Raw genomic sequence first — 12,507 nt, 5'->3', positions numbered from 1 at the left:
AGTACTGGAGTGCGCGAGCCTCTGGAAACCCCGCTTCGCCGCCTCCCACTCATACCCACACACATCACCCCCGACCAGCACCACGCTGGCTCCGGGGGTTTCCTCATTTCGAACCAACCGAAAATCCCCGATACGTCCCTACCACACAACCAGTGAACCCCGCAACCCTCGTCTAGGACCGCTATATTTAAGCGCGACGAGCGATTAGTAGAAGACAGCGCCAAGGTGGCAGAGTCCGGCCGAACGCAGCGGCCTGCAGAGCCGCCTACCGCCGGTTCAAATCCGGCCCTTGGCTTGTTGCTTATATTTCGCCGAAATAATTTACTCTCTAGTCATGATTCACCCTTGTGGGCATCTTCTTGGAGGAGTACACTACAAGAGGAGAACCCACCGACTGTTCGGTCGTCGTATCCCCCGAAGACGGCAATAGCGAACGTTAGCACACGATCCGGGTCGTTACCTACTTCGGCCGACGCGCTTCCAACGCTGGAATCGCCCTGATTCGCTCGTCGGCCAGTTCGTCCCAGAACACGCCCGCCGGTGTCTCGTGTTCGGTCGCGGTCCGAATCGTCTCTGTCGGTGTCACCACGAGGTCCATCGGCACGTCATGAGCCTCGACCGCCACGTCCTCGTCCACGACCTGTGAATCGTGGACCGTGGTCGCAATCGGCGTCTCGGCGTCCACGAGGTCCAACTCTCGAAGGACCGCGTATTCGAGGTCGCTGTACCCTTCGCCTTTCCCGACACGCGCGCCCGTCGCGGTGACGGCTACGCTCCCCGACACCACGAGGTCGATAGTGGCCACTTCCTCCGGCGCGACCTGCCGTGCGTACGACTCGACGTGCGAGATGGTCGGCGCGCTGTCGTACTCGTCTGGTGGAATCGTCGTCGGGTCGAGTTCGTAAAACGGTTTCTCGTCGCGGAGTCGCGGCACCGCCGTGTAGACGGTCTTGCCCTCCCGGAGCGCACGTCGCCGCACCGGTAGCTGTGGTGCGTCGGGGTTAGCCTTGATGGCCTCGGCGGCCTGCCACTCGTCGGTTTCGCCGAGGAGGTCGGCGGCGGCTTCGGCCCCGGCGAAGTTCGGGATACGGTCGTGTGGCGGGAACGGAAATCGGGCGATGCCCTCGGCTTCGAGGAGATCCCAGATTCGCTCGCGCAGGTCCTGTTTGGCCATACCAGAAGACCGACCGCGGCGACCGAAAAACCACCTACTGAACTGCGGAACTCGACGCTCGGTTCAACATGTACACGGCGAACGCGCCCAGAACCAAGTCGAGACCGACCAGCACGCCCACATTGGGAATAATCGTCTCCCAGACCCACCCGTCGATGACGAGCGCGCGGGCCGCGTCCACGCCGTAGGTCACGGGGTTGACCTCGCTGATGACCTGAATCCAGTCCGGGAGGAGTTCGACCGGGAGGAACGCCGACGAGACGAACAGAAGCGGGAACTGGAGGATGTTCGCGCCGATGATGGTCGATTCTTGGTCGCGGGTGACCAGTGCGACGACGTTCGAGAACGCGGTGAACCACCCGGCGAACACGATGCCGATGGCCACGATGGCGAGCGCGCCCCCGATGCCGGTGACGACGTTCGCGCCGAGGAGGACGCCCAACCCGAGGATGATGAGAATCTGGACCGTGATGCGGAGCATCTCCGCCAAGGTCTTGCCGAGGAACACCGCCGCGCGGTTCATCGGACTCACCAGCACTTTCTCGAACATGCCTTCCTCGATGTCGTTGACGAGACCGATGCCCGAGGTCGCGGCCGCGACCAGCGACACCTGAATCACGATAGCTGGCAGGAGGAAGCTTTCGTACGTGATACTCGCACCGCCGCGGCTGATGGCTCCCGTGGCGACCTGTCCGAAGACCTGCGTGAACAGGACGAGGAAGACGATGGGCTGAATCAATGAGGCGGTCAGCACGAACGGATTGCGCACCGCTTTGAGGTTCCAGCGCTTGAAGTTGACCCACACGTCGGTCCAGAACCCGCGCTCGCCGCCGCCCGTCTCGCCGGGGGCGATGGTCGGCCCGGCCGTCGCCTCGTCGGTCTCGGTACTCATCGAATCACCTCCGCGTCCACCGCGGCGTCGTCCGGCGCGTCCTCCAACTCCTCGCCCGTGATGGCGAGGAACACGTCGTCCAACGTCGGCGCGCGCACGTTGAATCCGGTGACGGTCAGCCCTTCGTCCCGGAGCGCCACGAGGAGGTCCGTCCCGTTGGTCCGGGCGTTGCGCGCCGTGACGGTCAGGCCCTCGTCGGTGACCTCGACGCTGGCCGAGTCGAAGACGCCCGACGAGCGCGCGACTTCGGCGGCGCGCTCGCGGGCCGCCTCGCCGCCGTCGATTTCGATGTCCAGCAGTTCGCCGCCGACCCTGCGCTTCAACTCCGCGGGCGACCCCGTGGCGACGATTTCGCCGTCGAGGATGACCGCGATGCGGTCGCAGAGCTGGTCGGCCTCCTCCAAATACTGGGTCGTGAGAAAGATGGTCGTGCCCTGCTCGTTGATGCGTCGGAAGTACTCCCACAGGCGATTTCTGGCCTTCGGGTCGAGTCCCGTCGTCGGTTCGTCCAAGAACACCAGCGGCGGCCGGTGGACCAGCGCGGTCGCGGCGTCGAGGCGCTTTTTCATCCCGCCGGAGAAGTCGTCGGCGCGCTTGTCGGCCACGTCCGCGAGGTCGGCGAGTTCGAGCAGTTCCTCGATGCGCTCGGCGCGCTCGCTTCGCGGGACGCCGTAGGCCTCGCAGGCGAACCGGACGTTCTCGCGCGCGGTGAGTTCCGGGTCGATGCTGGTCTCTTGGGCCATGTATCCGATGGACTCCCGGACCGACTGGGCCTGTTCGCGCACGTCGAACCCGTTGACCCGAACCTCGCCGCCGGTCGGTTTCAACAGCGTCGCCAGCATCTTGATGGTCGTCGTCTTCCCCGCGCCGTTCGGTCCGAGGAACCCGAAGAACTCGCCTTCGGGAACCGTGAGGTCCACCGACTTCACGGCCTCGGTGCCGTCGCTGTACGTCAGCGAAACGTCGCTCGCGGCTATCGCGTCTCTCGCGTCCCTCGACTCGGTGACTGTGTCCGTGTCCATAGTTCTCCTCGTGCCCGGAGTCGGCCGACCGACTCTCGGCCGACTTCCCGCACTATTCGTCGTGTGCTACGAACGCGAGGAGGATATACGTGGGTGCCCGGACCCCGGTCCCGCGCGGAATCAGGGCCGTTCCACCGCGACCGACGCGCCGCGCTCGGCGCTCTCGTACAGCGCGTCGATGGTGGCCATGTTCCGGACCGCTTCGTCGGCGTCGGTCCGGGGCGACTCGCCCGACCCGACGCACGCCGCGAACTGTTCGACCTCTAGTCGGTACTGGTCGGTCGGCTCGAACGTCTCGACGACGTGGCGACCGTCTACTTCGTACTCGATTTCGACGCCCTCGTCGTCCCGCGGGACGAACGCCTCGCGGGCTTCGAGCCATCCGTCCTCGGCCTCGACGCGGTACCACTGGGCGTCGTCGGTCTCGAAGCCGCAGGACACCTCCGCAGTGAGGCCGTTCTGGTACTCCAACACCCCGGCCAACTTCGTGTCCACGCCGTAGTCGCCCGCGTCGTGGGTCGTCGCGTACGCGCGGTCGGGTTCCCCGAGGAGAAGCCGGGCCGCGCTGACCGCGTAACACCCCACGTCCATCAGGCTCCCACCCGCGAGGTCCGGGTCGAGCCGGACGTTCTGGGGGTCGTCCATCGGGAACTGGAACGTCGATTTCACCGACCGAACCGCGCCCAACTCGTCGCGGACGAGTTCGACCACGCGCTCGGTCCGCGGGTGGTAGCGGTACATGAACGCCTCCATCAGGGTGACGCCGCGCTCGTCGCAGTACTCGCCCACCTCGCGGGCCTCGGCCGCATCGACTGCGAGCGGCTTCTCGCAGAGGACGTGCAGACCAGCGTCGGCGGCCTTCTTCGTCCACTCGGCGTGGAGCGCGTTCGGGAGCGGGTTGTACACCGCGTCCAACTCGTCGTCTGCGAGCAGTTCCTCGTAGGAACCGTAGGCCCGCGGAATCCCGAACTCGTCCGCGAACGCGTCGGCCGCCTCCTCGTCGCGGGACGCGACCGCGAGGAGGTCGTGGTCGGTCTCTCGAATCGCCGGGACGACCGCCGCCCTCCCGATGTTGGCGGTGCTGAGGACGCCGAAGTTCATGCCCGAGGCGTCGGCCGCCCGGCGGAAAAAACTACACCCCGACCGTCCGGGAGACCCACCCAGTCGCGCCGCTCGGGAACGGTTGGGCGAACTCCTCGGGTTGCAGGGTCCCCTCACCGTCGGTCGCGCGCACGACGACCTCGTGGTCGCCCGGTTCGGCGACCCACTCGTAGCGCCACTGTCGCCACACGTCCTCGCCGGGAAGCGGCTCCGAGAGGTCGGCCTCGGTCCACGTCTCGCCGCCGTCGGTCGAGACCTCCACTTTCCGGATACCTCGCGTGCCCGCGTAGGCGTGGCCCGCGACCTGCATCCTCGTCGCTCCGCCGGACGACCCGTCGGTCGTCTCGCCCAGTCGATTCACGGCGTGGAGTTTGGCGACGGTGTTGACGGGGCCGGTGCCGTGCCACCCGCGCTTCTCCCAGTAGCCCTGTTGCTCCTCGCCGAGAATCTCGATTTCCGAGACCCACTTGACGTTGATTTCACCCCAGTGGCCCGGCACGAGGAGCCTCGCGGGGTAGCCGTGCCCGCGCGGAAGTCGCCGCCCGTTCATGCCGACGGCGAGGAAGGCGTCTTCGAGCGCGCCGAGGGGGAACTCCTGATAGTAGCCGTCCACCGCCCGGACCAGCACACAGCAGGTCCCCGAGCCGTCGGGACTCGCCTCGTCCAGCAGGTCGCTCACGGACACGCCGGTCCAGACCGCGGTGTCCATCTTCTCGCCGTTGAGCGACTCGCCGACGCACCGCAGGGTGACGAATCGGTTCTCGACGTTCAGTTGGGTTAGCTCCTCGAAATCGAACGTCACCTCCCGCTCGACTTCGCCCGTCACCGAGAGGTCCCACTTGCCGTCGCTCGGGTTCGGGTTCACGTTGTTCACGTCCACCTCGTAGAACTCGTCGGTGGGGGTGACGAGACCCGACAACCCCGAGACGCCGAGCGACTGCTCGTCGGCCCGCCCGAGGAGATCGTCGGCTTCACGTTGGGTCTCCTCGTCGGTCACGTCGGCGATTGGTCCGGGTTCGACGCCGGTGATGTCAGCGCCGCGGTACGCCGAGAAGCCCGCGAACCCGGCGACCGCGCCGAGTGCGGCGATGGCCTTTCGCCGCGAGGTCGAGACGCGGGACGGTCCGGCGTCGCGGCCGACCGCCCACCCGCGCTCGCCGACCGCGAGGACCGCGGCCATCGGTCCCGCGACGGCGAGCGACGCCGTCGGTGTGCCGGTCGCCGCAAGTGCGAGGAGCCACCCCGCTCCGCCGCCAGCGGCGACCGAGGTGTAGGGAACTTCCGAGCGACCGCCGAGTCGGACCGCGCCGAGCGCGACCGCCGCGAGCAGTCCCGCGGTGAGCGCGAGCGCGAGGCCGAACGCGAGGCGGTGGCCCCAGTCGCCGAGGCCCCGAATCGCGGCCGTGGTCACGACGCCCGGCGTGAGGTCCACGACGAGCGCGGAGACCGGGGCGGCGACGAACTCGGGGGTCCGCCCCGCGAGGGCGAACGACCCGGCGACTCCACAGACGCCGGCGCTCGCGGCCGTCGCGGTCTCTTCGCGCGAAACGTTCACGTCCGCAGTTATCGGCGGACGGACAAAATCGTTGGGTCGCCGTCCGACTCTCCCGGCGGTCGAGACGGTCCGCTGGCTCGTTCTACGTCTAAAATATCGGAGCTAAACGAACTCGAAAGTAACGAAAGCCAATGATTAAAACGCAAGCGCCAAAATATCGGGATATGCAACGACGAGCCGCGACGGTGTACGGCGTCCTCTTTCTCGTCATCGCCGCTGGGGCATACTCGCTCATCGGCGTCGCCCAAGAGCCGGGCATCGACCTGCAAGGGGAGACCTACACCGAGAACGACACGCTGACCGTCGGCGGACTGGAGTACACGGTCGCGTCGATCAGCGACGGAGAGGGAGCGCTGGAACGGGTCAACGAGTCGGGGCGGTACACCGCGACGTGGGCGAACAACTCGACCACACAGCTAGACGACACCACGTACAGGGTCCTCATCCCCAACGAGACCGACCCCGGTCAGTTCACGCTCCGCGAGGAGTTCAACCTGAGCGAGAACGTCTCGACGGTCACGCAGGGTGGCACCGAGTACGTCGTAGTCAACCGGAGCGACGGGAACCGCTCGCTCGTCCCGGTCGAGGAGTACAAGCGCCAGCAGTTCGGCGAACCCGAGACGCGTCAGTTCAACGAGGGTCAGACCCTCCAACTCGCCGGTAACCAGACCACCGTCTCGAACGTCACCGCCGAGCGGGCGCTCCTGACGTGGACCGCCCCGCAGACGGTATCGACCTCGTTCGCGCAGGGCGACAACGTCACGCTCGGTCCCGAAGACGGCGGCCAGCAGTTCGTCGCGCACTTCCCCGAGAACGATACCCTCCAACTCTCGCCGACCCCCGGCGAGTACCAGTCGCAGGTCGGCGAAATCGACACGTTCAACGAGCGCATGGCGGGTCTCTGGGGCATCGTCATCCTCAGCATCATCACGGTCGTCATGCTGGTCGGTCTCGCGTTCCTGCCGAACAAGTAGCGTCAGAAGCGCCCCGATATTCGGGTCGATTTTTCGCCGTCGCGCAGTCGAAACGGAGCCGTTACTTCCGTGCGAGCCACGCCAGCAACGCGCCGACGGCGATGGCGGCGACTGCGCCGAACCCCTGTCCGACCATCAGGAGCGCGCCGCCGGACTTGTAGGCCCACGGCGTGCCGACGATGGTCATGATACCGACGAGGACGAGGAGGACGCCGAAACCGATTCCGAGCGGTTCGAGTCTGTCCGCGTTCGCTGTAGCCATACGTGGTCTGTCCGGACGCGTCGGGTTAACTGTTGTTGAAACGATCCGCTATCTTCTTGAATCACACTTTCCGTATGCTTTATTCCATAGACTATTCTGCTCTAGTACCAATGAAAGAGGAAATGGCAAAAATACTATCAGAAAAACAACAAAAATATGCGAAGAAAATCATTGGAATTCTTTTTGTACCTTTGCTTATCACTTTTCTAATTCAACCGGTGGTATATTCTGTAATTATTGATTGGACTGCTGAAGCAGGTATTACAAACCACCCTGAAGTCAAGACTGATGTGAATTATAGAGTGCCAGAGTACAAAGAAAACCAAACCGTCGATAAGTGGGGAAAAACTGTTTGGGAAAATGGATTTGGACTATTTACAGTTAGCGTTTCTAATACTGGAAGCGCATCTGCAAAACAGGTAAAATTACGCTTACATCTTCCGGGATGTTCCGAAGAAGTGTTCATTCCGAAGGTTGATTCTGTTCAAGTTGGTAACATAGCTTCGCCCGAAGTTACTGGCGGTGGAAAGAAGGCGTTTACTAATGCTACTTTTTGTAGCAAAAAGATCCAGATAGAAAATCTTTCTCCAACGGAAACCGTATCAGTGACCATTTTAGTTGATGAAAAAGTACTATCTGAGAATACGACTTATGTAGACCTAGCAGCTACACCGAAGTATCCGGTACGCTATTTTTGGACTGCTCATGGAGGGATAGTTAGAGAGAAGCGAGTAGAGAGAGCAACCGCTGTTACAGAAGCGTATCAACGTCTGAATCGTCGGACGAAGCAAAATATGAGCAGCTATGTTTATATTGGTGCAGTAGACAAAAAACCAGAAATACCATTCGGGTGTTTCTATATTCCGGAGTCAGAATTTGAACAAGATTTGAAAGGTATGACACTAAAGGGGCGTAGTAGCGACCGCTTGGAAACACCGGTTTGTCCAGCAACGTAATTGATGGTTTATTTTTGCTTTCGCGGACTGTCCAACTCGATGTCGGCCTCCTCCAGCAGGTCTTCGACCTCCTCGCGCTTCTCTTGGTGGTCCGCGAGGAACTCCTCCATCAACTGGGCGGCCTGCTCCTTGCAGTCGCCACAGAGGCGTTCGCCGCCGACACACTCGTCGTAGACTTCCTTGGCGAACTCGTCGTCGTCGCCCGCCAGCAGGTAGGCGTACAGTTCGTACACCGGACACTCGTCGGCCTCCCCGCCGAGTTCGCGCTGTTTCTCGGCGGTCTCTCGGCCGCCCGTGGTCGCGGCTTTCACCTTGTCGTAGCCCTCCTCGGGGTCGTCCAGCAGGCTGATGTGACTCGCCGGGACCGACGAGGACATCTTCCCGCCGGTCAGCCCGGTCATGAACCGGTGGTAGAGCGACGAGGGCGCGACGAAGCCGTAGCCGCCGTGGTCGAGTTCGACCTCGCGGGCCAACTGTTCGGCCGCCTCGCGCGAGAGGTCGAAGGCGTCGATGTGTTCGTCGAACACGCGCTTCTCGCCCTCCACGGCGTCGATGAGCGACTCGAACGCCTCCTCGGTCGCGTTCCGGTCGAGGAACCGGACCCGCGGTCGGAGCGGTTCCTTGCCAGCTTCCCGGAGCTTCGACATTGCGCTCTCGCGGGCGTCGTCGGGAGCCATCTCGTCGGCTATCCAGTCGGCGGCGTCTTCACAGCGGACCGTCTGGTTTTCGTCAAGCTCCTCCGAGAGCGCGGCGTACGCCGCCGCGAGGAGTTCGCGCTCCGCTTCGTCGGCCTCGAAACTCGCGTACGCCTTCGTGACGCCGAAGTAGCCCATCCGGGCCGCGAGGTCCCGCGCCAACCTGACGTGGGGGTCTTGGTCGGGACCGACCGGGATGACTGTCGGCTTGGGTTCGTCCAGTTGGGGGTAGAGGATGTCGGCCATCTGGGTCACGACGCTCTGCATGTGCGAGACGCTGGTCTCGCCCGAGAAGCCGTAGATGTTCTCCAACTCCGAGAAGTTGGCTTCCGACCCCAACTCGAAGGCCAAATCCTGCACCTCGCGGTCGCCCGACTGGCGGTAGAGGGTGCCCTCCTCGGGGTCGAACCCGAGCGCCAGCAGACTCAGCAGGTAGTCGCGGGCGTGTTCGTCTATCTCGTCCCACGTCAGCCCGCGGGCGCTGTGAGCTTCGAGGTCGGCGATGAGGGCGTATGCGTCCCCGCCCTGCTGTTGGTGCCAGATAATTTCGTCGAAGACGAGCTTGTGCCCGATGTGGGGGTCGCCCGTCGGCATGAACCCCGAGAGCGCCGCGAACGGTTCGTCGTTGACCATCGCGTCGGCGACCCGTCGGTAGTCCCGATGGCCGAAGATGACACCCCTACGCATCAGGTAGTGGGGGTCGGGCACCTCCGGAAGCACTTCCTCGAACTCCTCGATGCCGAACTCCTCGAACAGCTTCCGGTAGTCCGAGACGGTCGCGGACCCCCACGGGTCGAGGGTCGTCTCGTCGTCGCCGCTCGCGGCAGTGCCACCGTCAGGTCGCATTTCCGGCGCTGTACTCGCTCGTTCGTCCGCTCGGCCGCGGTCCGTATCTCGTGTCATAGTGGTCTCGCTCTCAGGGGGTCAATCGACCCACGGAAATCCAGTCGGTTATCTCCTCGTTCGGTCCCACGAGCGCAAAAATCATCCGCTTTCGGACCCCGTGAGCGAGGCGCACGTCCAGCGCGAGGTCCCGCGGCGAGAAGACGTGGTCCGTCGGGAGGACTCGGACCAGACACTCCGAGTGGCCCAACTCCTCGACCGACTCCACGTCGGCGTACGTCCGGAAGTCCGACCCGAACTTGAACCCGGTCTTGGGGACGACCCCGCGCTCGCGGAGCGCCCGGTAGACTCGGAGTCGGCGGTCGAACCGCTCGCCCTCGACCTCCCGGCCGCGCTCGCGGACGGTCTCCGCCCCGGTCTCCGGACGGTCGGTTCGGCCGCCCAGCGAGAGGAGTCCCTCGTCGGCGAGGTACGCCGCTTCGACCAGCGACAACTGGAGGGCACGCTCGCGGTTCTCGTCGCGGTCGTCCAGCGGTTGCCCGTAGAACCCGCGGTGGTGCAACTCCTCTGGCGGGTCCCAGACCAGCACGCGGTCGTCCAGCAGGTCGGCGGGCACGTCCGCAGGGAGGTCGGTCGCGGAACTCCCGCGGAGGTCCGCTCGGTCGGTTTCGAGGTAGGTTATCTCGCTCTCCTCGTCCACGACCGCCAGCACCACGTCGCCCAACCGGTCGGCGGGCACGTCCGCGCGCTCGCCGACGACGCGGACGCGGTAGAGGACCGACTCGTCCCACGGTCCCTTGCCGCGGGGGTAGACCACGAAGTCGGTGTTCGACCGAGGAGAACCGACCCACTCTTCGCGGGCGGGCGAGAGGTAGAACCCTCGGTCTCGCAGGTCGGCGTAGACGAGGAATCGCGTGGCTATCTCGTCGCCCGCGTCGGCGAGAAACTCCCGGAAGCCCATCCCGTCCACACCGTCCAAGTCGCCTTTGAACAGCAGGTAGGCCGCTTCGACGCGCGAGAGCGCGACGCTGTTGGCCTCCAAGGGGCGGCCGTACCCGCTGGAGTCGTAGTATCGCTGGCGGGCGTCGCCATCGACCACCACCTCGTCGTCTCGCAGGCGTCCGTCCATGCTCGTCGTTCCGGTTCCCGGCGTCAAACTGTTTCCGGTGTCTCGGTGCAGTCGGGGTCGAGACAGCGTGCGTCGGCCGGGTACGCTGGCTCGGCCCCGCTCGCCGACTCGTCTGCGTCCGTCGAGTCGTCGCTCCGGACGCGCGGGAGTCCGCACTCGCAGATGCCGACCACTTCTCGGTCGGGAAGCGCGAACGTGGTCTCGCAGTCGGGATGGTTCTCACAGCCCAGAAAGAGGGTCCGCTCGCGCAGGACTCGCAGGTCCCCGTCGCAGTCGGGACACGACCACTCGCGGTCGAACCGCTCGCGGACCGCGGCGTCCAGTCGCTCGCAGTCGCGGTCCACGCAGAGTTCGAAGCGCGCGCCGCGTTCGACCGCCATCCGCGGAAGCCCGCAGTCGCAGGTCGAATCGAGCGTCGCGGCGTCGCGTGGAAGCCCGTACTCGCCCGAACAGTCGAGGCACGAGACCGCCCCGCGAGCGCGGACGAGGAGACCCGCACAGTCCGGACAGTCGCCGACCTCGGTGCCCGCCGCGGTCGCGCCGTAGCTCGCGTGGTCGGCGTCGGCGCGGCTCTCGACTCGGAGGCGTTCGCCGTCCTTGACCGCGACGAGGCCGAACCCGCCCTCGCCGTCGGTCTCGCGGTGGACCGCGTTCGCGCGGGTCAGCCACGCGACCGGTTGGTACCCCTCCGCGTCGTGGACGAGGAGCGTCCCGTCGGGTTTGTGGACCACCACGACGCGGCCGCGCTCTCGGCGCGGGCCGTCGCCGCCGTGGTAGGTCGTCGTGCAGTCGCCCGCGTAGACGTGGATTCGAGTCACGGGCAGGGGTCGTCCCGTTTCCGTATTTAAACGTTAGTGAGAGTGCGGACGACAACGGAAATATTTCCTGCTAGAAAGAACTATATCCATTCGAGTTCGTATGTCGAGTATGACCCGGTCCGACTCCTCCGACGGACCGCCGCCGTTCGAGAGCGCGTTCAGTAGCGACGATGCCGAGCAACAGATTTACGCGACGATTCTTCAGACTCGTGAGCCGACTGCCGCGAGTTCGGTTGCCGAGACGGTCGGCTGTGACCCGAAAACGGCTCGGAAGTACCTCGGATGGTTCGCGGAACTCGGAATCGTCACGCGACACGAGGGCCACCCGGCCACCTACGAGCGCAACGACTCGTACTTCGAGTGGCGTCGAATCAACGACCTCGCGGCCAAACACTCGGTCGAGGAGCTTCAGCGGCGCGTCCGGGAACTCTCCGAGGAGATAGACGCGTACGAGTCCGAGTACGAAGCGTCCACTCCCGACGAGGTCGATGCGCTCCGAGCCGCCGACGAGACTGCGGACGCGAGTATCGACGACGTGTACGCCGACCTCGGGGAGTGGGCGACCGCACGCCGGGAGCGTCGGCAGTACGAGCGCGCACGCCAGCAGCGCGCCGGGTCTACCGAGCAGGTTTCGAGATAGCGATGACGCCGCCAACAGGGGACGGAGCGACTCCTGCCCCAATCGACCGTCCGGTTCTGGAACTGCTCCGGGACCGGTTGGAGACGACGCGGCAAGTCGAAACGACGGCTATCACGGGCGACGGCCACCTCGAACTCGACGTTCGACTCTCGGACGAGTACTATCCCCGGCGCGTACAGACGGCGAGTCTCGCGGTCCGCTGGTACGAAAACGACGCTTTCAAGATTCACTACCGGGAGGCCCGGACGAGCGACGACTGGGAGTGTCGGTGGGACCGGCATCGAAATCCGCACAACGAACGCGACCACTATCACCCACCGCCGGACGCATCGACACCCGGCGAAGACGCCTCGTGGCCGACTGACTACCGCGAGGTTCTCACGCTCGTCCTCGGCGAAATCGAAGACCGCGTGCAGACACTCTGGGACGAGTAGGGGACGGGACGC

Annotated in this window: 13 protein-coding genes and 1 tRNA gene; 5 read left to right on the top strand and 9 right to left on the bottom strand. The window is 64.8% G+C overall.

All coding sequences use genetic code 11. The annotated features are described in order from the left end of the window. The first annotated feature begins 219 nt into the window (after window positions 1-219). Window positions 220-295 (top strand) — tRNA-Cys (locus EPL00_RS20960). Between the two features lie 165 nt (window positions 296-460). Here EPL00_RS20960 and EPL00_RS20955 read toward each other — a convergent pair. The 5 genes from EPL00_RS20955 to EPL00_RS20935 all read right to left on the bottom strand — a co-directional run bounded on the left by EPL00_RS20955 (window position 461) and on the right by EPL00_RS20935 (window position 5,744). Further along, entirely contained in the window at window positions 461-1,174 is a 714-nt protein-coding gene (locus EPL00_RS20955) for a 5-formyltetrahydrofolate cyclo-ligase (RefSeq protein ID WP_135854702.1), read from the bottom strand. Between the two features lie 34 nt (window positions 1,175-1,208). Then, entirely contained in the window at window positions 1,209-2,066 is an 858-nt protein-coding gene (locus EPL00_RS20950; protein WP_135854703.1) for an ABC transporter permease, read from the bottom strand. Then, complete coding sequence (locus tag EPL00_RS20945) at window positions 2,063-3,088, bottom strand: ABC transporter ATP-binding protein (RefSeq protein ID WP_135854704.1); 1,026 nt, start codon at window positions 3,086-3,088, stop codon at window positions 2,063-2,065. The genes EPL00_RS20950 and EPL00_RS20945 overlap by 4 nt, the downstream gene beginning before the upstream one ends. A 120-nt stretch (window positions 3,089-3,208) precedes the next feature. Further along, the gene (locus EPL00_RS20940) at window positions 3,209-4,189 is read right to left on the bottom strand and encodes a Gfo/Idh/MocA family protein (protein ID WP_135854705.1); all 981 of its coding nucleotides are present in this window, start codon (window positions 4,187-4,189) and stop codon (window positions 3,209-3,211) included. Between the two features lie 31 nt (window positions 4,190-4,220). After that, a complete protein-coding gene (locus tag EPL00_RS20935) occupies window positions 4,221-5,744 on the bottom strand; it encodes a molybdopterin-dependent oxidoreductase (RefSeq protein WP_238398274.1) in 1,524 nt (507 codons plus the stop codon). Window positions 5,745-5,908: 164 nt separating this feature from the next. Between EPL00_RS20935 and EPL00_RS20930 the strand changes: the two genes are divergently transcribed. Beyond that, window positions 5,909-6,718 (top strand): hypothetical protein, encoded by an 810-nt coding sequence (locus EPL00_RS20930; protein WP_135854707.1) that lies wholly within the window; start codon window positions 5,909-5,911, stop codon window positions 6,716-6,718. Between the two features lie 61 nt (window positions 6,719-6,779). Here EPL00_RS20930 and EPL00_RS20925 read toward each other — a convergent pair whose 3' ends face one another. Further along, window positions 6,780-6,980: a hypothetical protein gene (locus tag EPL00_RS20925; protein ID WP_135854708.1), complete on the bottom strand. Its 201-nt coding sequence runs from the start codon at window positions 6,978-6,980 to the stop codon at window positions 6,780-6,782. A 110-nt stretch (window positions 6,981-7,090) separates the two neighbouring features. Here EPL00_RS20925 and EPL00_RS20920 point away from each other — a divergent pair, with 110 nt between their 5' ends. Continuing rightward, window positions 7,091-7,936: a hypothetical protein gene (locus EPL00_RS20920; protein ID WP_135854709.1), complete on the top strand. Its 846-nt coding sequence runs from the start codon at window positions 7,091-7,093 to the stop codon at window positions 7,934-7,936. Window positions 7,937-7,944: 8 nt separating this feature from the next. On the opposite strand, the gene EPL00_RS20915 is transcribed toward EPL00_RS20920, so the two are convergent. From EPL00_RS20915 to EPL00_RS20905, 3 genes are all read right to left on the bottom strand, one after another. Continuing rightward, entirely contained in the window at window positions 7,945-9,477 is a 1,533-nt protein-coding gene (locus EPL00_RS20915) for a tryptophan--tRNA ligase (RefSeq protein WP_238398273.1), read from the bottom strand. Window positions 9,478-9,547: 70 nt separating this feature from the next. Beyond that, the gene (endA, locus tag EPL00_RS20910) at window positions 9,548-10,603 is read right to left on the bottom strand and encodes a tRNA-intron lyase (RefSeq protein WP_135854711.1); all 1,056 of its coding nucleotides are present in this window, start codon (window positions 10,601-10,603) and stop codon (window positions 9,548-9,550) included. A 23-nt stretch (window positions 10,604-10,626) separates the two neighbouring features. Then, the gene (locus EPL00_RS20905; protein ID WP_135854712.1) at window positions 10,627-11,421 is read right to left on the bottom strand and encodes a topoisomerase DNA-binding C4 zinc finger domain-containing protein; all 795 of its coding nucleotides are present in this window, start codon (window positions 11,419-11,421) and stop codon (window positions 10,627-10,629) included. 109 nt (window positions 11,422-11,530) lie between these two features. On the opposite strand from EPL00_RS20905, the gene EPL00_RS20900 reads away from it, so the two are divergent. Beyond that, on the top strand, window positions 11,531-12,061 hold the full coding sequence (locus tag EPL00_RS20900; protein WP_135854713.1) for a DUF7342 family protein: 531 nt from the start codon (window positions 11,531-11,533) through the stop codon (window positions 12,059-12,061). Window positions 12,062-12,063: 2 nt separating this feature from the next. Beyond that, on the top strand, window positions 12,064-12,495 hold the full coding sequence (locus tag EPL00_RS20895; RefSeq protein WP_135854714.1) for a hypothetical protein: 432 nt from the start codon (window positions 12,064-12,066) through the stop codon (window positions 12,493-12,495). Window positions 12,496-12,507: the final 12 nt, after the last annotated feature.

The sequence above is a fragment of the Halorussus salinus genome, from assembly GCF_004765815.2.
Taxonomy (GTDB): domain Archaea; phylum Halobacteriota; class Halobacteria; order Halobacteriales; family Haladaptataceae; genus Halorussus; species Halorussus salinus.
This window is presented reverse-complemented; position numbering and strand designations above follow the sequence as displayed.

What these genes read in the sequence shown, in the direction of transcription:
- EPL00_RS20955 (WP_135854702.1), bottom strand. Translation starts at nt 1,174, where the DNA reads ATGGCCAAACAGGACCTGCGCGAGCGAATCTGGGATCTCCTCGAAGCC.
- EPL00_RS20950 (WP_135854703.1), bottom strand. Translation starts at nt 2,066, where the DNA reads ATGAGTACCGAGACCGACGAGGCGACGGCCGGGCCGACCATCGCCCCC.
- EPL00_RS20945 (WP_135854704.1), bottom strand. Translation starts at nt 3,088, where the DNA reads ATGGACACGGACACAGTCACCGAGTCGAGGGACGCGAGAGACGCGATA.
- EPL00_RS20940 (WP_135854705.1), bottom strand. Translation starts at nt 4,189, where the DNA reads ATGAACTTCGGCGTCCTCAGCACCGCCAACATCGGGAGGGCGGCGGTC.
- EPL00_RS20930 (WP_135854707.1), top strand. Translation starts at nt 5,909, where the DNA reads ATGCAACGACGAGCCGCGACGGTGTACGGCGTCCTCTTTCTCGTCATC.
- EPL00_RS20925 (WP_135854708.1), bottom strand. Translation starts at nt 6,980, where the DNA reads ATGGCTACAGCGAACGCGGACAGACTCGAACCGCTCGGAATCGGTTTC.
- EPL00_RS20920 (WP_135854709.1), top strand. Translation starts at nt 7,091, where the DNA reads ATGAAAGAGGAAATGGCAAAAATACTATCAGAAAAACAACAAAAATAT.
- EPL00_RS20915 (WP_238398273.1), bottom strand. Translation starts at nt 9,477, where the DNA reads ATGCGACCTGACGGTGGCACTGCCGCGAGCGGCGACGACGAGACGACC.
- endA (WP_135854711.1), bottom strand. Translation starts at nt 10,603, where the DNA reads ATGGACGGACGCCTGCGAGACGACGAGGTGGTGGTCGATGGCGACGCC.
- EPL00_RS20900 (WP_135854713.1), top strand. Translation starts at nt 11,531, where the DNA reads ATGACCCGGTCCGACTCCTCCGACGGACCGCCGCCGTTCGAGAGCGCG.
- EPL00_RS20895 (WP_135854714.1), top strand. Translation starts at nt 12,064, where the DNA reads ATGACGCCGCCAACAGGGGACGGAGCGACTCCTGCCCCAATCGACCGT.